This window comes from Citrobacter meridianamericanus (genome assembly GCF_041320245.1).
Classification (GTDB): domain Bacteria; phylum Pseudomonadota; class Gammaproteobacteria; order Enterobacterales; family Enterobacteriaceae; genus Citrobacter; species Citrobacter meridianamericanus.
Window position 1 is genome coordinate 3289785 of sequence record NZ_CP101036.1, and the last position, 22809, is coordinate 3312593.

Below are 22809 nucleotides of genomic sequence, written 5' to 3' on the forward strand. Positions count from 1 at the left end.
TTCCAGTTAGTAACAATTACAGTTCAGCAAATTCCGCGATCGGCTCCATGCCTCGCGATTCCAGAAACGCCAACAGGCGTTTGGGTGTGACGTTTAAAATTCTGTCTTCCGGGAAATTCACATCATCGAGAATTTTACGGCATTCGCCAAATTCTCCCAACGTGAAAGCAGTGTGTGAATCCGATCCTAACGCTACCCAGCCGCCGGCATCCCGTACTGCCGCAGCAACCGCGCGACAATTATCCTCACTACCCTTACGCGAATGTAAAAACGAGGAGTTATTGATTTCCAGCGCGACCTGATATTTTGCTGCAGCCTGTGCAATTGCTGTTATATCAACGGGATACTTTGGATTCCCCGGATGGCTGATGATATGCACATTGCCGCTGGCCATCGTGGCTATCATCGCCTTGGTATTCGTGTCTTTATCGTGAGGTGCAAAAACCGGCTCATGGAAACCCGCAATGATCAGATCCAGAGAGGTAAACATAGGACCTGAACAGTCAATTTCACCTTCAATATTCTTAATATTCGCCTCAATGCCGCGCAGGATCCCTACGCCATCTACAACACGTGGCCAAATGCGCATATTAATAAAGTGCCAGTGATGAGGCGCATCCGCCATATCCGGTCCATGATCGGTAATGGCAAACAACTTGATGCCTTTGCGACGGGCTTCAGCGATGTAATCACTTAAGGTGCTGTAAGCGTGGGTGCTGGCGACGGTATGCATATGCAGGTCAACGGGATACATAACTCTCTCCTGTAGTCATTTTCCGTCAAGGATAGCAGGTATCGTCGCCAATAATACCCTAAATAATTCGAGTTACAGGCTGGCGGCAAGGGGGTGATACCCGATGAGCTTACTGAAGTAAGTTATTCGGGTGAACAACCGCAGCCAACGCACATGCAGCTTGAAGTATGACGGGTATTTAGCTGAAACCCGGCATCGACTGGCTTGGCTTTAGTAGCCTCGCACGCGATCGACCTGACCCGTAACAGATTTCCCGCTCTCAAGATCCAAAATCGTGCGGGAGATATAGTCCACCGCCTCTGCCGGACGTGTTACGGCAGCAATATGCGGTGTCATGGCCACACGTGGATGTTTCCAAAGAGGGCTGGTTTCCGGCAGCGGTTCACGGCTATAGACATCCAGCATGGCACCTTTCACCTTGCCACTGTCCAGCGATGCCAGGAGATCGTCTTCATTGAGATGAACGCCACGCGCCAGGTTCAGCACGTAAGCGCCATCCTGCAATTGGTTGAGTAACTCCGCGTTAATGATGCCCACGGTTTCTGCCGTATTGGGTAGAAGGTTGATAAGCACGCGTGTCTGACTCAGAAACGCGCCTAACTCTTCAGTACCGGCAAAGCTTTCCACACCAGACCAGGATTTACGCGTACGACTCCAGCAGCGCAGCGGGAAGCCCCATGTTTGCAGACTTTCTGCAACTTTCGCCCCTAAAACACCGGCACCCATGATCCCGACGGTAAACTCATCGCGGGTATATTCTGGCAAAGGTTGCCATTTCGCCTGGTTTTTTAATGCCTGGTAATCATCAAAGCGACGAAACCAGTGCAGTACCTGACTGACCGCATATTCCTGCATTTGCAGGCCCATACCCGTATCTTCCAGACGGAAAAGCGGGATTGAGGCATCCAGCATTTCCGGATGAGTGTTGAGTTTACTGAGGATAGAATCGACGCCCGCGCCCAGCGCAAATACAGCTTTTAATTTTCGTCCGGCGAGCATTTCAACCGGAGGATGCCAGACCAGCGCATAGTCTGCATGGGCATTATCACCCGCTTTCCACTGCCGAACGTTCGCTCCAGGAATGGCCTTTATCAGCGCCTTAAGCCACCAGTTCGTATCGAATGTTGGGTGATAGAAAATTATATCCATATTGTCTCCTGAACATTGTTATGCGGAGCTTTCTCGCACTTATAATCATCATTTTTAGAGGGAACATCAGAGTAGCAAATTTTAGGATGCTGGCAAAAAAAACAATTCCCGCTTATTTAAGCTCCATATTGATTGAAGTTTGTGTAAATGCACGTTTTTTTCAAAAAGTTGATTGACGCCGCAGCGGTATTTCCCTAAATTAGCGCCCGTTCCGGTAGCACAGGAACAACAATATGGTGAGGTGTCCGAGTGGCTGAAGGAGCACGCCTGGAAAGTGTGTATACGGCAACGTATCCGGGGTTCGAATCCCCGCCTCACCGCCATATTTAAAGAAGAGCTCGTACGCAAGTACGGGCTTTTTTTTCGCATAATGCACAGCATGGCGGGGATGAGAAGCCCGGACCGGGGTTCGACTACTGGCGCAGCCAGTTGGACAGACTGCGAGTGCAGCGAGCAGGCTGCCCGCAGGGCGAGCTAAGCGAGTCAATCCCCGCCTCACCGCCATATTACGAGTGCATATTATTAATTAACATAGGATTTTTATTTTATCTTTGCTGCAATGCAACGGCTTAAAGGTACTGATAATGTTCTCTTCGCTGATGGCGGGGATATCGTCCCACTCAAGGTTTCTGCTCCACTTATCGCGGGCAACAGAAGCCATCACCCATTGCCCAGTCCTGCACAGTTGGCCCGCCAATACTCCCGATTAGTGCTGAGATATCAGCAAGCTGTTGGGTCAGCGAGAATGGCCGCATTACCTGTGGCTGCTCAGAAATGTCCTCCATCAGTCCGCGATACAAATCGGAAGTCTTCCCATTGATTTTTATCATCATTTACCGATACGACTATGATAAAATTGACCTTATTTTTTATATCAACCTGACTGTAAATGAGATTGAGTTCTGTAACAGAAAACTTTGCTCTTAAGAGCAGGTACGAGCCAGAATGAAGGGCTAAAAATGCTCTTCAGAAGGACATGTCGGTATGGCAAGCAAGGATACACATAAATGGTAAAGTTTCTGCGAAATGGACCCGCAGTTGTTGTTCTGGCATTTATATTATGGGGCCTGATCCCATTGTTTTATCAATATCTGTCCGGCGGAGCCCTTGCTGAGATTTTGATGTACAGAGTTTTCTGGTCTATACCTCTATTACTGCCAATAAGACTGTTATTTCGTAAGAGAACGTTTTTTCGCGATTTACTGAAAGATAAAACATCCTTCATATCCTGCATGATAGCAGGTTTGTTAATGGTAATTTCGTGGTCAGCTTTTATTTATGCACTAACAAATCATAAAGTACTTGATGCCAGTCTGGGATATTTTATCAATCCACTTATTGTCATTTCCCTTGGCTGTATTTTCCTTAAAGAAAAACTATCATTATTTCAGCTTATAGCGGTAATATCCGGGGTATGTGGTCTTGCCTATCAGATTATTTCCGCGAACAGTTTCCCTTCACTGGCGCTAATCATGGGGTTTTCTTTTGCATTGTACGGACTGGCGCGTAAATTTATCCATTACGATGCAATAACCTCAATCACACTTGAAACATTCTGGGCTCTGCCTGTCGCTATTATCATTTTTATATATACTGACTCTAGTATAACAACATCATCTGATATCCCTGTCTTTCTTTATATATTAACCGCTCCCGTTACAGTCATCCCGTTAGTGTTATTTGCGGTAGCGTTAAATCATACATCCCTTATTGTGACAGGTCTTGCACAGTATATTGAGCCATCACTGCAATTTCTCATTGCCATACTTATATTTAGAGAGGTTATTAATTACCCCGAGTTATTGTGTTTTTCAGCAGTATGGTTTGGATTATTGCTATGTATATTTGAGAGTCTTTACTATCATTACCGACGTTATCCTCCAGGAGCTAAAAGGAATCATCCGGAAGGCACTTTACGGTAATGTACATGCTGAGTGTATAACTCAGTATGCATTTTCGTTTTACTGGAACACGCGCTCAGATATGAATGAGTAAACAACTCGAGTTTGTTTACTCAAGATTACCCCGTCATTTATCGAGATTAAATAAAACGCCAACGAATCAGGTCTCCCCTGGTATTTTTTTGCTGACCAGTTTCATAAACATACAAAGCGAACGCCTTTCAGCACAAAAAGTTATCAAAAATATACAGGGCATTATATCCGGAAAGAAGTCAGGAATGACGCACCCCCCATTTAAGATATTCAATTTGAACTTAATCTACGAAAATCGGCATATTTCGCGGGATTACATCCAATTAAGTTAGCCGTCATCGTTCAGAAATTTGTCCTGTCGTTCAAAATCGTGCATTCCCCCCATGTTCGCTGAAGCACATGATTTACTTCGCTATGTTGTTGACAACTCAACTCACCAGTTTACTCAATGAACAGCGATATGTTTGTAAAACACATTTTGTTTAACAAATATATATGTTCCTCTCTGTAGAATGAAAAAATTGTTTTATCAGGACAGGCTAACGAGAGAGCACCCTAATGATTATCAATAAAACTGGCATGTCAGACATGAATTCATTTAACAGTAATTTTTCGCATTAACAAAACAGTGTAGAGACTCCAGCATTTACACCTTGCACGTAAATGAATTTATACATCCTGGCTTAATGATAAATACTTATGAAAAATACATCATACCTAAGCTTTTTTAACAAAACTTTATTGGCACGTGACCCGTTACATGGCAAATGGAAGAACAAAAAATTTCGACTCATGTATCTTTTACGCTCTATGATAAGTCCAGTCTCCAGTGTTCGATATTATCAAGAATTACTTTCTCTTAAATCAATTGATAAGATTCTGGAGATACAACCTACGTTACCAGCAAAAATTCATCGTCCCTATTTGTATAAAGGAGGGTTGGCACGAAATCGAAGGAAAAACATTGTCGGACACTACCGTTTTGTCCAAAGTTTACCAATGAAACAACAGGCGTTTTTATTACCAGACAAAGATGTGCTATTGGTTCAATTCACCGGAAAAAATGGTGAGGATTTTAATATTCACTGTTCTTCAGGCGGTTTTGATCGTGAAGGCGAACTGATGTTGTCTCTTAGTTTTAACAACATCCCGGTGGCCCGATTGTCCTTCTCGGTTATCCCGTCAAAAAAAGGACATTGTGCATTTATTGGCGGTTTGCAGGGGGCGCCAAAAAATATTGGTCCAGACATTATTCGGGACGCTACTAAAGCCTGCTATGGACTATTCCCTAAGCGGATCGTTTTTGAGGCACTTTGTTCATTGATGCGTTGCTGTGAAATCACTGATATTTTAGCAGTCAGTGAACAGAGCCATGTTTTCAGGCAATGGCGATACCGGTATAAGAAACGTAAATACTTTGTTGCCCTGTACAGTGATTTTTGGGAATCAGTTGCTGGTCGTCCATACGGTAAGTGGTATAAGTTGCCAATTTCTGTAGAGCGTAAGTCTTTTAATGAGCTTGCCAGTAAAAAACGCGCGGAATACCGGAGACGGTATGCCTTGTTGGACCATATAAATGAGGAAATCATGATTCTTCTGCAAAATCAGATGTAAGATAATGACGTTACTCTGCTCGGAAACAGGCTGATGAATGCGACGTCCCATCAAAAGCGCTACTGCCATTCCACGTCGGCCAACAATTATACGAACGTCCGCTGAGAGCTGTGATTTCAACGGGTCTATGCAACGCTATCCTTAATCAAAGGGGGACGTTGCAATAAAACGAAGAACGCTCATTTACTACACGCCCGAACAGAAAGCGACTATCTGGGACTGTCATAAATCCCCTCAAGCCCCGGATGCTGCCATAAACTGGCGGGTGTGACCGTTTTTCTGTCCCACGGAATGGCGCCCAGGAACCAGAACCGCCAGAACAGCAGATCGGTTCCCGGGTTATTTTTCAGTAACTGGCCAAAGGTCTCCACGCTGCCAACCTGAACACCCAACGCATCTCTGTAAATATCAAACACGAACTTTGAACAAAATTGCCGGGAACACTCGTAGTCAAACCCCGTATGGTACAGTTTATGCAGACGTGTGGGGACCTGCTGCATCACTGCCAGCTTTTGTTCCACGGTCAGCCCTCCCTGCAGACGACGCACGGCATAACGTTGTCCGGCAGAACGCTGAATGAATGCCGACAGAGTAGTGACGCCGGAGAGGGGAATACGGCTTTCAGCCACCTGATAATCATCACCATGATATCCGGTGATGATCCCGACATGGTTGCACCAGCACCGCGAGGCGGTCGACACTTCACGGAACAAGGACGCTCCGATACAGGTAAAAACGATATCACCCGTTTCAAAAACGGCTGGGTAATTATTCTTCATGTTTTTTTCCATTCTTTTTCTAAACACGTTAACCGGTTTCAGCGCTGTTTTCCCTGTATATCCCGCTATTAGCATGGCGATATTCCTCCATTAGCCTTTTAAGAATAAGAAAATAATGTCAAACATAGATTTAATGTCATACACAATTAATGAAAAAATGATTAGATAAAATTCAACATTATCAAATATTGCCGCAACAACCTCTCCTTTTGATACATATTGAATTTTCCTTCTTATTGGCTCAAGATAGTTATTAAGATAGAAAGAATATAGAACAGAAAATATAGCCACTAAAAACAGAGGGATAACTATTGTTTTTAAAATTATTGAATCGCAAAATTCATTAATAATTGAACCGATTACTTGCGAATAGATTGCAGTTGCAAAAAAACAATCAAATCGCTTATCAAAAAAATTGTATTTTTTGAATTTAATACCATCTTTAATATCTTCATTATTACTTGCCATCATCATTTTATCTCAATAACATTGTATTTCTCTTTAATTTCATATAAGGCAGCGCCAGAATCAGATTTTCTCTTGAAGCATGCTTCACCATGGAGTAGCCGCAGCGGTGGAAGTGGTTTTTCCAGGCGTGAGTGATTGTGGAAAGCGACTTGCTCACGCCCAAAGTCATTGCGGGCGCGGCCTTCGGGGAGTAATTTCTCGTTAACAAAAACCATGACTGAATTCTCAGGAAGGAAATATAACGATACCGTAGCGACCTGGGACGAGATTTGACAGAGGGTCAATAAAAATCAGACTAATTCAAATGATGGTTATCTCTGCTATATGTTAATGCCATTGAAGTGTCAGCACGGGAGTTCAGTGGGCAGCAGGTCTTGTTAATGTCGAGAGCTACATGGTGCAGAATGCCGCCAGGGTGTCCAGCTATCCGGGCCCAATATGGTACTGCAGCGCCAAACACCGCGGCTTACAATTTTCAAATATCGGATTAATGAAAAATCAATAATACCAGGAGTTTTCCTGCTCATCTGATCACCTTTGAACAGAATATTAATTTGCGGCATATCATATTTTTTTTGCTATTTATTTGGCATATAAGTATTACCCAGACTGGATTCTGGGTGACAAACTAACGTTATCCCATACATGTTGCAGATTTACTCTTATCAACAAGGAAATAATCAGTGAAAAAAATCATCATCCTCTCCCTGAGTTTATTATTTGTAAACAGTGCCCTTGCTGCCACTTCAGAATCATGCGAATCTTATAAAAAGCAGATGGATTCATACTTAATTAAAATGAAAGAAATGGGTACTCAGCAAACTCAGATAGATATGTTGTCACAGCAATTCGAACAGTCTTTTACACAGATTAAAAACCTGCCAGCAGAAAGTCAGGAAATGACATGTAAACAAGGACTTGACGCGCTCAAGCAAACAATGGAAGCCGCAAATATTAAATAAAAACCTAACTAAAACCACCTGTTAACGGTGGTTTTAGTTTAAAATTCTTTATGGATATACTGCTTAATCAAAATTTTATATTTCTTAATAATTACAGTTTCAGTTTATTTAACTCTTTGACACATAAGAAAACGGGACGCGCTGGTAAGATCACTCTCGATCCCGGCAGGCACTTAAATCACATCACTGTTATCCTCAGAAAGATATAAAGAAAAAGGCGTGTAAACACATCATTGATAGTGTCCTGCCATTTCCAGAATGACAGGCGTCGTGGAACGGTTAATTCCTGCCCTCCGGCCAGCCAGCGCTGCTCCGTGTGATTGTCTCCAGGCTTTTCAACACAGCCACCTCTTCTTTCATTTACCGCTACCCTTCGTGGCAGAGCTGTCAGCCTGGAGTACTTTTTAAAACAGGGTTCAGTATGAGGAATGGAAAGGTCGAGTGGCAGCATCGGTAAGTGGTCACCAGGATTAATTCACCATCAAATGATAATGATTGCCATTTATTATAATAATTTTTATCTTTAAAGTTCAGTCTCTTTCCTGAGCCTGTCAGGCCCCCAGTCAAAAAATTCCCCTCCGTTTTTTTCTTCAACTCTCAGAGTTGAATCGAATGAAAAAAATCCATCTTATTTTCGCTTCAGTATCAAAAAAGCCCCGCGATTGCGGGGCCTCAGGATAGTAGAAATTTCGCTATCAGGATTTTGAACTCACTTCGAGGAGTATCTGATACATTGCATCTTTAGTTTGTAGCTTTTCTTTTTTCAGCTTTGCCACCTCCTGTCCATACCCGTGTCCATCTTCACCTTCCAGTCGTGCTATTTCATGATCAAGCGCGTTGTGCTTCTCAAACAGTGACTGAAAACGTGGGTGCTGTGTTTTTAAACGTGTAATTAACTCTCGATACTCTGGAAACATTAAACATCCCTGGATACGTTAAACACATCGCAGATAGCTCTCTTCTGCATCTCCAAACTATCGCCATCTGTGATATTTATGTGTGAGCATTGCCACATAACAGAAATCGTTTGAGGCTCCGTCGATACAGATTTTCACCAGCAAAAAGCAGTGGCAATGCTATCTGCAGGCATTGGCAACAGGATAAGTGATGGTGATCTGCCTGCCATTACGGCTGAAGGTCAGTTTTGACACCGCTTCTTTCGGGGACGGTTTCAGACCAGCCGGACGGACATACAGCTTTATACGGGTGGCGGCCGACAGCATCAGAACGTTTTTCCCTGCAGTCCCGGATTTATCAACAGCCGGAATGGCTTTGACCGAGAGATATAAAGAGGGTTTCACGGTCAGACGGTAGAGCGGGACCGGCATTCATCAGACGCAGGGTGTTCTCACTCCCCGGATTGCTGACATAAAGCGATGGAGTGATGATAAAATCGGCAGCCTTTTTACCGTTGCGGTCTTCTGCCCGGGACTGCACCAAAAAGCGGGACGTGTCCGACGTGTTACGCACCGAAATGCTGGCTTCTTTTTGACCGGCAGGATAGATAATACAGGTTCCGCCCAGCACGATACCGCCGCCTGCATAGGCCATTGCCGGGAACAACCCGGCCAGCAATACTGATACCACCCACTTTTTAGTAAAAAATGAGACAGACATGATTTATTCCTGAAAGAGGAAGTTCTTCCAAATTGTCGACGTCTTTGCAATTGTTATGTCACAGTCGTCCAGTACGATAGAGAATGCCGTGTCCCTGGTTGTGGTGCCGGTGCCTGTAAATGCATTTGCGGATACATCACCCAGAGGAACAGACTGATTTTTTGACGCCGAGGCCAGTCTGCGGGTATCCACAACGACATTACCCTCGAATTTGATAACGCTAGTTTCCCCCGCAATATTCGACGCTGAAGATGCAAAAATAAAGAGTAAAAAAGAAACTAAATTTAAACGCATAACCGGATATAATCTTAGATTGTTAATTAATCATTATTATTCAACCCATTAAAGATAGAATAAATATTCAATACACGTACTGAGTTAAGTATCAATAAATATCGCGTGATAATATAAATATTATTTATAGTATTCTCATCATAATGATATAATTTTTTTCTTCGTACAGAGAATCAGTCATCATCAATATAAAACAATGAGTAACTCACAAAATAAAATCTTATATCCTCGGTGATTCTACCACACTCCGACATGAAGTAATGTTATTTATATTCATGCTCTCTATGAATACAAATAACATTGAAATAAGAAAAGTAATAATTTATTTTATTAAAATCTTCAAAAATGCCAGGTGTTTATTTGTGAACAAAAGTTTCAAAGGAATCACTGTTCTTTCCGCTGCCCGCAAACGCATCTCATGGACATTTGATACATTCAGGCATATCTGTGTTTCTTTTTCTGGGGGCAAAGATTCGACAGTACTCCTGCATCTTGTCGCTGAGTCTGCAAGAAGACAAAAAAGGAAAATATCGGTACTGTTCATCGATTGGGAAGCGCAATTTTCTCTGACTATTGAGCATATCGAAAAGATGAAACATTTGTACGCTGATGTTATTGATAATTTCTACTGGGTGGCACTCCCCATGACGACTGTCAGTGGAGTATCCCAGCATGAGCCCGAATGGGTGGCCTGGGCACCGGGCGCTCAGTGGGTTCGAAAACCACCACATGGTGCTATCACGGATGAGTCTTTTTTCTCCTTTTACAAACATGCAATGACATTCGAGGAATTCATCCCCGCATTCTCCCGCTGGCTGACAAAAAAGAATGGCGATTATTCCCAGATTATACTCGTGGGTATACGGGCTGATGAATCACTGCACCGAATGATGGCCATCAGCTCGCACTCGAAATTGCGCTACGCCGATGACAAACCGTGGACAACAGCATCAGTTGAAGGTACGTATTATACTGCCTATCCCCTTTATGACTGGAAAGCCAGTGATATATGGACGTACTGTGCCAAAGAGAACAAAGCATATAACTCACTGTATGATTTAATGTACCAGGCAGGAGTTCCTCTTGGAAGTATGCGCGTGTGTGAACCTTTTGGACCTGAACAAAGACGAGGCCTCTGGCTTTACCATGTTCTGGAACCTGATACCTGGGAGCGGATGTGTTACCGGGTAGCTGGCGCGAACAGTGGAGCCTGTTACGGAAGTCAGAGCGGGGAATTTTTTGCACTACATAAAAGCATCACCAAACCAGAACATCACACCTGGGAAAGTTATGCCTATTTTTTACTGGAAAGCATGCCCGAACACACAGCAGAACATTACCGGAACAAGCTGGCGATTTATCTCAAGTGGTATCTGGAGCACGACTGGCCGCACGGCATTCCTGACGAGCAAGAAAAGGACCTGGGTTGTAAAGATATTCCGTCCTGGCGAAGAATATGCAAGACACTAATAAGAAATGATTTCTGGTGCCAGCGACTTTCTTTCAGCCCCAACGCCCCCGACATTACAAGCGTTACCTTGAGCGAATGAAACAAAAGCGTCAGCAATGGGGAATAATATAATGATGTCTTTAAAAGATTTACTGGCTGAAGTTGATACTTTTTTCGAAAATATAATTGACGAGAAGCAAAAAATTGAAGTGCTTAACACCTTTAAAAAAGCACTACATCAACATAGTCCGTTTTCAGGTGAACCGGTTGACTGTGTGCTCTGGATTCAGTCAACGGCACTACATCCCAATGATTATAATCCAAATGTCATGGCTCCCCCGGAAAAAAAACTGCTTCAGCGGTCCCTTGAAACCGATGGGTATACCCAGCCTGTTGTTGTGACAGCGTGTGCTAAAGGCTATGCCATCATTGATGGCTTCCATCGTTATTCTCTGGGCAAATCTAAACCTGTGCTGCGGAAAAAACTGAATGGTTATCTCCCTGTTACGCTGGTAACGGAACGAAACCTGAAACCGGCCGATCGCATTGCAGCAACCATCCGTCATAATCGTGCCAGAGGAAAACATCATATAGCCGCAATGAGTGCGATTGTACAGGACCTGTATAAACTGGGCTGGGGTGATGCCCGAATTTCTGAAGAGTTAGGCATGGATGCTGACGAAGTGCTGAGACTAAAGCAAATCAGCGGGCTGGCGGAATTGTTCCAGGAAAAGGAGTACAGCGAGGCGTGGACCGTGAAGTAGTGATGGCTGGTATGTGCGCCAGTTTAAATGGAGATTTGAATCGGCGCTAAATTTACTGTTCTTTAATTTAACGTCAAAGCAGCATAACTGCGTATTACCATGAAGGAGATCGGTGAGCAACGGCGTTTGTCATAGAAATTGTCGCTTAATGCAATAAAATTACGTTATGACGTTTCTTTTTCAGGGTTCAAATAAACTTCTGATATGTAGTCCCAGTGACGTAGTTGCTTACTCTAATGTTCAGGATGAGCGCCCAGGCTAATTAACAGACCGATTTTCTGGCTGCCAGTATTTTCTCGTCCAGACTTTGATGGCGTTCTTCTGGCGTGATATATTTTATCCCACTATGTTTATGGTTTATGTTCAACGTTGTACCAGTTTGTGAAACTGCCACCCTATGCTCTGGCATCATCTCAAGTGCGATTATGCCGGAGGATCTCTAAATGTGAATGGCACGATTATGCGGGATACTTACAACAGTTTTTGATAGTTTTAGATATACTTTTTTTATTAAAGATCGCGAAGAACTTTGATGCCTTCAAGAGTAATTAGATCTTGCAATATCCTTGCATAGTATATTGAACTGGCAGTACCCTTCTCATTAAATGTAGCCTTTACAATATTATTTTCGAGGGCACTATCCACACAGAGTTGGGCATGTAATAATGCTGGACTACATGTACCAAATTTTACAATCACGTTCCGCCTGTCCTCGCTGACCGACCTTATACTGAGCCCATATGTTTCAGCATATAATTTGCAACTTTGATTAGAAAGCATTCCCACAATGGACGCTTTTTCGGCAATGGTAACTCTATCGACAATAGATTGTTCCGGCAGTGTCCCAAAGTTATTTTTTACTTCATCCGCAACACTATTCAAAATGTTTTTAAGATGACTGGTGATCGCCTGAAGACTAATTGTTCCATCCAAATAATAGACATAATCACGCTGAAGGTGCAGATGATAGTTTGATAATGCTCTAGATCTAAGCTCAATAATGATTACTATCATGGAAGGATCTGTGATGACTTGTGTAATAATTTTATGTTGTTTTTCAGTATAAGGAAGCCCACCAGTCATAACAAAAATATGTTTATTAGACAAAATGCTACGCGACGGTAGATTCTCTAAGATGTTACAAACCCCTATGGCTGCTGGAGAATTATCATTCGTTAATAATAATCTCATATTTCCCATCATATTATACTTCTCCTGTTCATCTCATCAAGAGAATTAGTAACTCATTACAAAAATACCACCAACCACCATGCTTCGTATTATCACACTTGCACTCAGTGAAACACCCACCATCATAGTTAAATATAATAAATTAACTTCATCAATAGCATTAATTACTTCTTTGGTAGCGCCTGAAGCTACCAAAGAAGTAATAGAGAAATAGTTGGTAAGTTCTGTGTGCTATTTATTTTCTTGCGTTGATATTTTCAGAAACATACCTACTAATTAACCCCTCACGAATATAACGATGAAAAGCGTCATCACCCATAATTTTATGCCAGTAAAGATAATTTGTGATTTTTATTTTATTCCTAGTTTTTACTTGGGCAAGCCCACGCTTATTAATAATATCATCAGATAATGAACATATTGCATCAGAATGACTTAGCAACGTAATTGCCGCATTCGCTGAAGATGTTTTTAATACACACCTCATGTTATTAATTGCCTCTCCCCAATGTTCATTCGCATAAGAATTGGCTTTTTCTCGAAAAAGAATATCTATCCAAGGATATTTAACTATATCTGCAAGTTGAACTGTTTTATTTGCCAGAGGGTGATCTGCTCTAACTGCCAGGCAAAATTCTGTTTCTATTAATTTACTGGAGCATATAGCTCCTGATAAATTGTCGCTGGAACCAAAGAAAAAGTCAATTTTCCCCTCATTTAAATCTGAAATGCAAGAATCATATCTATTAAAAACTTCGAAGGTTACATTATCACGAATATTTTCATCATGAGCAAAATCATAAAATAGTACAGATACATCCTCAATATAAGTATCTTCAGGCACACATATTCTATAGATATCCTTTATTGGATGTGGATGTAAATTTTTATTCTTCTTTTTTAGCAATACCTCAAGGTCAGCAACAACATTTCCAAGTGTCGGATAGATTTGTTCAGCAAAGGGAGTTAGCATCATCCCTGCTGCGGTTCGAACTAATAATTGATCATCAAACATTTCACGCAAACGATTTAGCTGATGGCTAACTGCAGACTGACCTATATATAGTTGTTTTGCAGTTCTACTCACTTGCCTGTTTTCCAATAAAAAATATAAAGTAACTAATAAGTTGATATCACTCCTGATTACTTTTGAAAAATTATTTTGCAACATATGATTCCCTTTGCACTAGAAAATTTATGTTATGAAGCATAACATTTTATTAATTATTATCAGCATATTTTCTTAAAACTAAATGTAAGTATCATTTACATCATTGGTAATGGAGGGTTTATGCACCCTTTATCATGAGTATGATAAAGGGTGCAGAACATCTTAAACAGCATACTCGTAAGTCGCTTGCTAAAAAATACTCAAAAGGTATATGTAATGCCCATAGACAATATACTATCCCAAGAATCTTCCACCATTGGACTGTCAGTTATTTCATCACTTAAACGTGTCCAGCGACCTACACCATATATATTCCAGTTGGATAAAAACTCATAACTGACTGATAATTCAGCATAAGGATTGATACTTGCATCTGGAGTATACGTGTTAATTCCACTACGTTTTGATTCGTATTTTGACACTCCATAATAATAATCATTCTGATTATCACTGTTCCATTTGAAACCTATTGCAGGGGTAATTGTGAATGCTCCATTTTCATAGCGGTACAACCAAGCCATGTCGACAACCATCCCATCGCTGTTATCGAGTACATCGCCAGCTAAGGCAGCTCTTAACGATCCATAACGCGTTTTGTGAACATATGAAAGCCCGGCCATCATTGTTCCTTTACGTGTTAGTAAACGCCGCATTTCCCGGCTATCGCTATCGTCATGCTTAAATTGTGTAGGATCATAATAACCAATAATCGACAATTTATCTGTGGCATCATTGAAGAGATAGTAACCCGCCCCCAGTCCATTTATCCAGAAATTGTCGCCTTTGTAATTAATGACAGGAAACGGGGTGGTTTGCATGTCATAGTCCTTATAGGGAGTATTTAATGCAATAATCCCGGTACCTAATGACAGTTCCGCTCGCGCAGAAACAATGATGCAGTTTGTAAGTAACAATGTTAATGGTAATATAATGTGCCTTTTTTTTAAATTCATTTTACTACCTATTAAATAGTTTTCTTTCACAAATATTCTTATATGATATTTTTTTATGCTCATTTTGCAAGTCATTAATATTCATTATTATCATGAGTACAATTAATAATTCTATACATAACTTATATTCATTTAATAAAACACATCACTCTTTAATATTGCTGGAAATGTATTTTGCATAAAAATAACTCATAACCAACCCAAGAATCAAATAAAATAAATGACATTGTTTTTATATGATTAGAGAATATAAAAAAGCCTCAAACATACGTTTGAGGCAAAAATAAAATAAACATCAAAATATATAGCAAACAGTGGCAAAGACAAGCTTAACGTAGAGTATTCCAGCTGTAAAATTATTAACATTCATAGCTATTATGCTTAACCACGCCAACAAAAAATCAATTAAACTGTATTTTCTAACGTTGGCGTCCATCTTAGGGGTGACCATAAAAAAGAAGAACCACTGGTTCTTCTTTTGATAATTGCTTTAAATGAATAATTTTCTTGGAAACTAGAACTGGTAAACCAATCCTAATGCAACAATATCATCAGTACCGATACCATTACTCTCGTAGAATGAATCATCTTCGTCCAACAGATTGATCTTGTAATCAACGTAGGTAGACATATTTTTATTGAAGTAGTAGGTTGCGCCTACATCAACATATTTAACAAGATCTTTATCGCCGCTGGTTCCCGCAGGGCCTGTTGCATTTCCTCGCAGAGTCAGATCTTTACCTTTAGACATCAGGAAGGATACCGCCGGACGCAGACCAAAGTCGAATTGGTATTGCGCGGTAACTTCAAAGTTCTGCGTTTTGTTGGCTATGGTATTACTGCTGTCACCATAAGGCGTCATGTTGCGAGTTTCCGAGTACATCGTTGCGAAATAGATGTTGTTTGCATCATATTTCGCACCAACGGTCCACGCATCCGCTTTGTCGCCGCCCGCAGTAGACTTGCTCGTTTGCTCACTGGTACGATCGGACGTACTGTAAGCCGCGCCGGCACTGAAGCCCATGCCAATATCATAAGTAGATGAGATACCAAAGCCGTCGCCGTTAGAGCTCTTCATATTGCGGTCACCGCCGTTACCTGTACCTTCTTGTTCAGGTGACTGATTTTCGTTAGCACCTTGGTACTGTAAAGCAAAGGCCAAACCATCAACCAGACCAAAGAAATTGCCATTTCGATAGGTTGCCAGGCCACTTGCACGATGAGTCATAAAGTTATCGGCTTTGGAGTAAGAATCACCACCAAACTCAGGTAATGTATCGGTCCACGCTTCAATGTCATACAGTACGCCATAATTACGGCCATAATCGAATGAACCGTAATCACCAAATTTCAGACCAGCAAAGGCAACACGAGTCCATGAATCATTACCGCCATTCTCGGTTTGATTAGCCTGCATCTGGTATTCCCACTGACCATAACCAGTCAGTTGTTCGGAAATCTGTGTCTCACCTCTGAAACCAAATCGAACATACGATTGATCTCCATCATTATTTGAGTCATCAGAAAAGTAATGCAGGCCATCTACCTTACCGTAGAGATCAAGCTTGTTGCCATCTTTATTGTACACTTCTGCAGCATGTGCTGTCCCCATTCCCAGTAATGCGGGAATAACCAGAGCCAGTGCTTTTCTTTTCATGTTTTAGGATCCTTTATTTTATAAAACCATGCTAGATATTGATGAGATTGAGCGAGGTGCACAACCTCTGTTATTACATCTCCTTCGTATTCCACTAACGTTAACACTGGATGTACGCTATCATTTGATAATATCCCAGCCACGCTTAATGCAATACATTACGCCATATATATAGCACAAGTTAATCTTTAAGTTCCGCACAAGAAACGGATTAATTTTAATCACCATTATTATTGAGATTAATTATAATGATTTATAATAAAACCCCATAATTTTAACTTCTTAGGTAAGTGAAACAGAAGCACCAGAAAGCAATTAAAAAATCAGTGGCAGGTAGAGAGTAGCATTGTAAAGACGCCTAAAAGAATATTAATAATGGTACTTAACTGAGAATACGTTTGGATGTTCCAGACAACAATATAAAAAATTAGCGTAAAGCGTAATTCCGTAATGCGGTCATTAGACAACTTTGCGAAAGCAACCACATTTTCAGGTAAACGCGAACTATGTTATATTCAGAATTAGCTGGAAAGAATGAGGCTCACTACAATGAAACATTGATGAACAGGTGTTACGGTACCGAGATTAACCGGTGAGTTTTTGGTCAGCCACAGTGCTATTACGTGTTCGTTAGAGCATTGTTTTGCCCCACCGCTCAGGGGATTCACTACATATTAGTGATTTTAATCCTATCGAGCTGCCTTACCGATCATTCCACCGGCACCAGCGCCAACGGTAGCCCCGGCAATAGCTCCCCCAGCTGTTTTATCCATCGCAACAGCACCTGTTGCTGTTAATATGTAACTTAACCCAATAATTGACATTGCGTCGAAAACCAGACAGTGAAGTCATTGTGTGTTCGAATCTGAGCGGATACTCTGGCAGAGGTTTTGAAAACGGTTCTATAAAACCCGGGCTCTGATCTTCGATTACATTGAAGTGTTCTACAACTGGGTCTGACACCACTGTCACCTTGATGATATAAGCCCTGAGACTCTCGAACAGGTTTTGTTACAAGAGCATAAAATGTCTATTGTCATGAGGTCCGTCCATAAATGGCTCTGAGGTGTAGATTCATTGTTATTTACAATCCCCCCTCGCCCCAGGAATATTAATAAAGATATTTAACACAATTAATTTGCAAGATAAGCATTACACTGGCAATATAGTTTTGCGTATATGAGTAGGTGAACTGTTCTTACTTTCCTTTGAAGTTTTATTGCCTCAACCTTTTTGGGTTGAGGCTTTTTTTCTTTTTAACTCACTGATTCAATGATGTAATTGCTGTCCAGTTTAATCCTTTCTGGCTGTCACTTGCCACAATTTCATCATATCTGATGCACAGTCAATATTGGAAATCCCTTTCAACTCCCCCCCTGTATAAACGATGTTACGTTCATATTAATTTCGTTCAGCCAAGTGAACTAAAAGGTGCCGCAAGCAATCCAAAAACCAAGCTCTTTACAAAAGGTCTGATTATCGCATTATTTTTTATCACCAAAGTAGCTAATTAATGTGGCTACCGTCCAGCTAACCATTAATGTACCAACAAGTCCTTCAGCCGCCCCAGTTAATCGGAACCCCTCAGGTAAAAGTACATCACCGTAACCAACAGTTGCATAACTGGCCAGTGAAAAATACATGGATGTTTCCATATCTGGCAAAGCATCATTAACATAATAAAATATTGCAAAAATGGATGCTTCCATACAATGAATCAATAAAACAGACACCATCACAAATAACATCTCAATTTTTATAAAAAATGAACTCCTGACGCACTTCACTGTTTTTCTTTGAAGTAAGAAGCTGCTCCACGCCGTATGCATCATGACCATAACAGAGATTAACCCTGTCAAATAATACAATTGCTTAATCATTACCCACCTACTTAGTAGTCAAAAAAACACTCAAGAGATATGCCAGGAAAAATTATTGACAGGATATGTAAATTTTTTTGGTGTTATACACTGGATATCTTGTAAAAATCGGCCGACAACCCCATCAGTCTACTCTTGAGATACAGGTAGGCTTTCCATAGAGCAGGGATTTTGTGTTCAGTAGTTTTTTCTATGTTTACCCTGGCTTCATTTCTCATAGAAGGTAGCATTACAGCTTGTAAGATAAAATACAGTGTAACTGTCACGAATTGTAAGCAACGTTTTACCCGCACTTAGTGGATTACTTCCCCACACCTTTCATTATGCGTTAGCACCATCTCACACACAGTGAATATATCTGTAATAAGGACAAAAAGCACCCCCTCGCTGATATTGTATTCTCTGGATATCGCAATGATGTTCTTTTTCATTTCATCATTTGAATCAGGGTTATCAACCAACCTTGCTATAACATAGGTTAATCCTTCCTTAGCCCCATCATGAAGGTTATCAATGCTATTAAGACATTCAGCTACTGTTCTCGCGACGATCCTCTTACACATATCATCTTCCTCTTTGCATGAAGACATCCTTCCCTCCTTTCTTTATTGAAAATAACATTCCCATGAGCTTTAACTGGGAATACTTTAGTACTCGAAATCTATGAAAACCATTGAAATAACAGAAAAGATGTTAAGTATCGGAATGTTGTATTCCTTTGATACCTCATGTACCTTCAGATTTATTTTTCTCCTGCTTTCTTCGTCTTCGTTAGCATTCGTCTCCATAGCTTCCACTATGATCGAAAGCAAATCGTCTTTTGCTTCATCACTGAGATCACCCATTGTGTTCATGAACCCAACCATCGTATCACTCACCATTCTACGATATACTTTTTCATCTCTGCTCTGGATATTTTTCATATTTATCCTTTTGAATGTTTTAGTTAATAAACTACGTTACGGTTACGGGATATGCTCCATTTCTGCGATTAACTCATGCCCCCAGGCAGTCCTCCTTCCTTCCTGCGCCATCACAATTTTGAACATTCTACTTTCGTGCTTTTCCGCAGTGCTTATCATCGCCTCTATCGCATAATTTAGAGTTGCTCTTATCTCATCGTTAATCCAGTCGATGTTGTTTAAATATTCTTCTACCGCTTCCAGCGCGATCGTTTAATCGCGTTCTTTTGTCACCAAACTAATCCCCTTTTCTCTGGGTCACGAGTGCATAATTACCCGTTTTGCATTTTGTTTTTTTAACAAAAAAATGTTTTTCATGACAAATACTTCATTCATTACATGATAATTATTAATTCCATATATTAATAAATCGCAAAGTCGATGATTAATAAGGAAATTAAAACTACTAATTATACTCTTTTCCAGATTCGGCATACTGACGCAGCCATAGAGGAGCCCCAAGAGGGAAAAATGAAGATAAAAGACGGATTCCTGGCCAGAATGGCATTTTCCTCCGTAACTGTTCACTCGCAGCACTGTCCGGGATTAGGTGACATATGCCAGCTTACATAAACAGTATAATGATGCCGATACTGAACTTTGGCGTGCATACATACCATCCGAACTTGAAGGTTCGAACGGGTAAAATATCCGGATCATACAGCAGTCGCCCCAATATAAGCGCCATAATCAAACCGATACAGCGGGAATCGTCCTTCCTGAGGAAGAATTTCGCGCCGGCAGAACCGAGAAACAGTGGCCAGGGCGGTGATGATGACAATCAGCATAGCATGGGCATTTTCGTTAACCAGGATACCAGACAGATGATTCAGTCCGGCATTCAGCTGCAGGACGCCGTCCCCCCAGCGCTAGTGGTAACCCGTGCCGGTAGCTGAAAAAGGCCGGAATATAAAACCAGCTGACATTTGTGAAAATTTGTTGCTGTAGGAGTCTGAAGTTTTTACTCAATAAACCTTGCTTTACTCCATTATAATAATGACAATTAAAATATTTAATTTGATTACCACTTATATATCAAATTAAAATCATACGTGCTAACACATTGACGACAGATAATAACAACACAACTTCAAACACTACCTTCCCCATCATCTCCGTTGGGGATTTTTTTATCTCACACCGTCCCGTTTCGCCCGTCTGATGATTTCTGTTATTACACCGATATAGATCATCGCACGAACATCATAATAATCCGCCCGGTGCGTGATGAAAGTCTCATTGCTAAATATCCAGTCGTAGCCTGTGAAACTCTGCCAGCAGAGTGGCCGGGTGTGTACGACCCTTCAGTTGTGCTCTGTAACAGAATGCCAGACATTGAATAGCACCACGTCGCTCTGTGTCGCAACTGCCGTCCGCCACCGGGGTTCAATAAACTCGTCAGCAATACCATCATCCGCATTCAGGACACCACCCACTCTCCCTGATGCAACGCCAGCGCAGCATTACGGGCCGCGTAGCCCCTGATTAGATTGTTCGAGAAAATGAGCGCTCATCGCGGATTTGTCGGATAACGCGACTGGTGTAAAGACGTCATATCAGTGCGCAGTATTCCGACTTATTGTTCAGCCTGATATGCCAACGCCGGTGAACCTGTGAAAAACGGTCCGTCGCCACCACTCAGGTGGTTCTTTACAAATTGATCCAGAGAAACCGGACGGCCATAGCGATAGCCTTGCAGATATTTCACATTACGCCCCTGTAAATATGCCTCCTGCGACGCAGTTTCAACGCCTTCAGCGATAATATTGATATTCAGACTTTCTGCCAGTGCAATGACGTTGTCTACAATATGCCGGGATATATCATCAACACCTGCCATCTGAATAAAGCTTTTGTCTATCTTGATATAATCGGTACTGAAATTCTGCAGACAGGCGTGCGTCGAATATCCGGTTCCAAAATCGTCAAGCGCGAACTTTATCCCCTCCTGCTTTAATTTGCTGAACGCAGTTTTCATTTCAGCAGTGCATTCAGCGGTATCCCGTTCCAGTAACTCGAGGACCAGCTCTGCCCTGCAGGGCAACAACTCGGCCAGGATATTCTGACAATCCTCCATGAGGTGACGGTCTGCAAGGTGAGACTTGCTGATATTGAATCCCAGGTGAAAACCGGCTGGAAGCCGGGCTGTGTGCGCCTGAAAAAAGCGGCCTGTATCTGCAAACAACTGCCGCGTCATGGGCACAATCAGACCTGAGGTTTCCGCCAGCGGGATAAACTGGTCCGGAGGGATGAGGCCTGCTTCCGGATGTTTCCAGCGAATTAAAATCTCACCACCTTTAATGCGATGTGTAGTGATATCGACGATCGGCTGAATATATGGCACGAATTCATGGCGTGCCAGCGCGTTTTGTAATTGCTCCACAGGCGTCAGAGGGCGAGTCAATATCCGGTAACACAGAAGTGAGGCCGCCAAAGCAAGCAGCAGGCAAACCAACACACTCCTCCAGTAGTTATGCACGATGTTGCCGAACAGTGTCCCCGTCGGCGTGACGATAACAAGCCGGTAAGACCAGTCCGGAGATGTAATGAACTCGCGTTTCCCGGCGGGGAGTCGCGCAGGTGTCAGGATTTGGCCGGATTTCGACATCAGAGTATTCCCGACCTGAAAATAAACCAAAGGGAGTGTACGAATCGCAAAGAGCGTTTCAGCAACAAAATACCCGTCAATACTAATAAGTAACGTGCCCTTGGGCCAGGTAGTACGGTATACCAGCACAGATAAATGCGGTGTGGCTGTGTTACCGGGAAGCAACTGCAGGTTGTTCCGGGCAGACGGGAGGGAGAGCCTGTCGGGTTCATCTGTTGCGCCATACAGCGAAGTGCAGTAAATGCGCCCCTGACGTACCAGGTCGATAGCGCGCACATTCGGTGTGCGGATTACATCATGACGGAGCTGGGAAAGTGTGTTTCCGGTACAGGGCATCCCGACAAGATTTCGGGTCACATTCGCCACCGCTCTGGCATTTGAAATAATGGTGTCAATGTGATGTTGTGCAAAATTTATACGTGTGAGAGTGTCTTTCCGGAGGGATTCGACAGACCACCAGGTCACAGTTGCCAGAGTTACGGCCAGTACCAGCCCCCCAGAAAAAGCGACATACAAGGCTTTTTTTCCGCAGGAGATAGCGAAAAGCATCTTGTTATTTATCATTGCTTCTGTCCCTGGCATCATTCAGCTCTGGAAGTTGG

General features: G+C 42.1%; 22 protein-coding genes, 1 tRNA gene, 1 other RNA gene and 1 pseudogene. 7 read left to right on the forward strand and 18 right to left on the reverse strand.

Annotation, left to right across the window (positions count from 1 at the left end):
• Positions 1 to 16: 16 nt before the first annotated feature.
• Entirely contained in the window at positions 17 to 754 is a 738-nt protein-coding gene (locus NMD08_RS16230) for a phosphatase (RefSeq protein WP_151219655.1), read from the reverse strand.
• 210 nt (positions 755 to 964) lie between these two features.
• Complete coding sequence (ghrA, locus tag NMD08_RS16235) at positions 965 to 1903, reverse strand: glyoxylate/hydroxypyruvate reductase GhrA (RefSeq protein WP_151219654.1); 939 nt, start codon at positions 1901 to 1903, stop codon at positions 965 to 967.
• 235 nt (positions 1904 to 2138) lie between these two features.
• Between ghrA and NMD08_RS16240 the strand changes: the two genes are divergently transcribed.
• Both NMD08_RS16240 and NMD08_RS16245 read left to right on the forward strand, forming a co-directional pair.
• Positions 2139 to 2226: transfer RNA gene (locus tag NMD08_RS16240), tRNA-Ser, on the forward strand.
• A gap of 44 nt (positions 2227 to 2270) precedes the next feature.
• A non-coding RNA gene (locus NMD08_RS16245) (RtT sRNA) lies at positions 2271 to 2407 on the forward strand.
• A gap of 22 nt (positions 2408 to 2429) precedes the next feature.
• On the opposite strand, the gene NMD08_RS28355 is transcribed toward NMD08_RS16245, so the two are convergent.
• On the reverse strand, positions 2430 to 2564 hold the full coding sequence (locus tag NMD08_RS28355; protein WP_373276863.1) for a DUF4942 domain-containing protein: 135 nt from the start codon (positions 2562 to 2564) through the stop codon (positions 2430 to 2432).
• The gene (locus NMD08_RS16250) at positions 2542 to 2688 is read right to left on the reverse strand and encodes a hypothetical protein (RefSeq protein WP_187252668.1); all 147 of its coding nucleotides are present in this window, start codon (positions 2686 to 2688) and stop codon (positions 2542 to 2544) included. Before NMD08_RS16250 ends, NMD08_RS28355 begins: the two co-directional genes overlap by 23 nt.
• Before the next feature lie 222 nt (positions 2689 to 2910).
• Between NMD08_RS16250 and rarD the strand changes: the two genes are divergently transcribed.
• Together rarD and NMD08_RS16260 are read left to right on the forward strand one after the other, a co-directional pair.
• Positions 2911 to 3825, forward strand: a complete 915-nt coding sequence (rarD, locus tag NMD08_RS16255; RefSeq protein ID WP_187259664.1) for an EamA family transporter RarD — start codon at positions 2911 to 2913, stop codon at positions 3823 to 3825.
• A gap of 711 nt (positions 3826 to 4536) precedes the next feature.
• On the forward strand, positions 4537 to 5451 hold the full coding sequence (locus NMD08_RS16260) for a VirK/YbjX family protein (RefSeq protein WP_370618566.1): 915 nt from the start codon (positions 4537 to 4539) through the stop codon (positions 5449 to 5451).
• A gap of 209 nt (positions 5452 to 5660) precedes the next feature.
• Here the strand turns inward: NMD08_RS16260 and NMD08_RS16265 are convergent, their stop codons facing one another.
• The 3 genes from NMD08_RS16265 to NMD08_RS16275 all read right to left on the reverse strand — a co-directional run bounded on the left by NMD08_RS16265 (position 5661) and on the right by NMD08_RS16275 (position 6913).
• The gene (locus NMD08_RS16265; protein WP_370618568.1) at positions 5661 to 6230 is read right to left on the reverse strand and encodes a YebB family permuted papain-like enzyme; all 570 of its coding nucleotides are present in this window, start codon (positions 6228 to 6230) and stop codon (positions 5661 to 5663) included.
• Between the two features lie 90 nt (positions 6231 to 6320).
• Complete coding sequence (locus NMD08_RS16270) at positions 6321 to 6704, reverse strand: hypothetical protein (RefSeq protein ID WP_370618570.1); 384 nt, start codon at positions 6702 to 6704, stop codon at positions 6321 to 6323.
• Positions 6701 to 6913 (reverse strand): hypothetical protein, encoded by a 213-nt coding sequence (locus tag NMD08_RS16275; protein WP_151218809.1) that lies wholly within the window; start codon positions 6911 to 6913, stop codon positions 6701 to 6703. Before NMD08_RS16275 ends, NMD08_RS16270 begins: the two co-directional genes overlap by 4 nt.
• A gap of 468 nt (positions 6914 to 7381) precedes the next feature.
• On the opposite strand from NMD08_RS16275, the gene NMD08_RS16280 reads away from it, so the two are divergent.
• Positions 7382 to 7660: a DUF5339 domain-containing protein gene (locus NMD08_RS16280; RefSeq protein WP_151218808.1), complete on the forward strand. Its 279-nt coding sequence runs from the start codon at positions 7382 to 7384 to the stop codon at positions 7658 to 7660.
• A gap of 695 nt (positions 7661 to 8355) precedes the next feature.
• On the opposite strand, the gene NMD08_RS16285 is transcribed toward NMD08_RS16280, so the two are convergent.
• The 3 genes from NMD08_RS16285 to NMD08_RS16295 all read right to left on the reverse strand — a co-directional run bounded on the left by NMD08_RS16285 (position 8356) and on the right by NMD08_RS16295 (position 9277).
• Entirely contained in the window at positions 8356 to 8577 is a 222-nt protein-coding gene (locus NMD08_RS16285; RefSeq protein ID WP_151218806.1) for a YdcH family protein, read from the reverse strand.
• 159 nt (positions 8578 to 8736) lie between these two features.
• The gene (locus tag NMD08_RS16290; protein ID WP_187259668.1) at positions 8737 to 8961 is read right to left on the reverse strand and encodes a fimbria/pilus periplasmic chaperone; all 225 of its coding nucleotides are present in this window, start codon (positions 8959 to 8961) and stop codon (positions 8737 to 8739) included.
• Positions 8915 to 9277 (reverse strand): fimbria/pilus periplasmic chaperone, encoded by a 363-nt coding sequence (locus tag NMD08_RS16295; protein WP_151218804.1) that lies wholly within the window; start codon positions 9275 to 9277, stop codon positions 8915 to 8917. The genes NMD08_RS16290 and NMD08_RS16295 overlap by 47 nt, the downstream gene beginning before the upstream one ends.
• A gap of 656 nt (positions 9278 to 9933) precedes the next feature.
• On the opposite strand from NMD08_RS16295, the pseudogene NMD08_RS16300 reads away from it, so the two are divergent.
• A pseudogene (locus tag NMD08_RS16300) lies at positions 9934 to 11153 on the forward strand (phosphoadenosine phosphosulfate reductase).
• A 2-nt stretch (positions 11154 to 11155) separates the two neighbouring features.
• The gene (locus NMD08_RS16305; RefSeq protein ID WP_151225212.1) at positions 11156 to 11785 is read left to right on the forward strand and encodes a ParB/RepB/Spo0J family partition protein; all 630 of its coding nucleotides are present in this window, start codon (positions 11156 to 11158) and stop codon (positions 11783 to 11785) included.
• A gap of 510 nt (positions 11786 to 12295) precedes the next feature.
• Here NMD08_RS16305 and NMD08_RS16310 read toward each other — a convergent pair.
• The 8 genes from NMD08_RS16310 to NMD08_RS16345 all read right to left on the reverse strand — a co-directional run bounded on the left by NMD08_RS16310 (position 12296) and on the right by NMD08_RS16345 (position 22771).
• Positions 12296 to 12988 carry a hypothetical protein gene (locus tag NMD08_RS16310; protein WP_252838128.1) on the reverse strand — a complete coding sequence of 231 codons (693 nt, stop codon included), beginning with the start codon at positions 12986 to 12988 and terminating at the stop codon, positions 12296 to 12298.
• Between the two features lie 223 nt (positions 12989 to 13211).
• On the reverse strand, positions 13212 to 14147 hold the full coding sequence (locus tag NMD08_RS16315) for a LysR family transcriptional regulator (protein WP_370618572.1): 936 nt from the start codon (positions 14145 to 14147) through the stop codon (positions 13212 to 13214).
• Positions 14148 to 14347: 200 nt separating this feature from the next.
• The gene (locus NMD08_RS16320) at positions 14348 to 15100 is read right to left on the reverse strand and encodes a MipA/OmpV family protein (protein WP_187259771.1); all 753 of its coding nucleotides are present in this window, start codon (positions 15098 to 15100) and stop codon (positions 14348 to 14350) included.
• A gap of 514 nt (positions 15101 to 15614) precedes the next feature.
• On the reverse strand, positions 15615 to 16757 hold the full coding sequence (gene ompC, locus NMD08_RS16325) for a porin OmpC (protein ID WP_151218005.1): 1143 nt from the start codon (positions 16755 to 16757) through the stop codon (positions 15615 to 15617).
• A 1484-nt stretch (positions 16758 to 18241) separates the two neighbouring features.
• Entirely contained in the window at positions 18242 to 18637 is a 396-nt protein-coding gene (locus NMD08_RS16330; RefSeq protein WP_151218004.1) for an ion channel, read from the reverse strand.
• 293 nt (positions 18638 to 18930) lie between these two features.
• On the reverse strand, positions 18931 to 19227 hold the full coding sequence (locus NMD08_RS16335; protein ID WP_286545131.1) for a hypothetical protein: 297 nt from the start codon (positions 19225 to 19227) through the stop codon (positions 18931 to 18933).
• Between the two features lie 57 nt (positions 19228 to 19284).
• Positions 19285 to 19560 (reverse strand): hypothetical protein, encoded by a 276-nt coding sequence (locus NMD08_RS16340; RefSeq protein ID WP_151218002.1) that lies wholly within the window; start codon positions 19558 to 19560, stop codon positions 19285 to 19287.
• Positions 19561 to 21175: 1615 nt separating this feature from the next.
• The gene (locus NMD08_RS16345) at positions 21176 to 22771 is read right to left on the reverse strand and encodes an EAL domain-containing protein (RefSeq protein ID WP_370618573.1); all 1596 of its coding nucleotides are present in this window, start codon (positions 22769 to 22771) and stop codon (positions 21176 to 21178) included.
• Between the last annotated feature and the right edge of the window lie 38 nt (positions 22772 to 22809).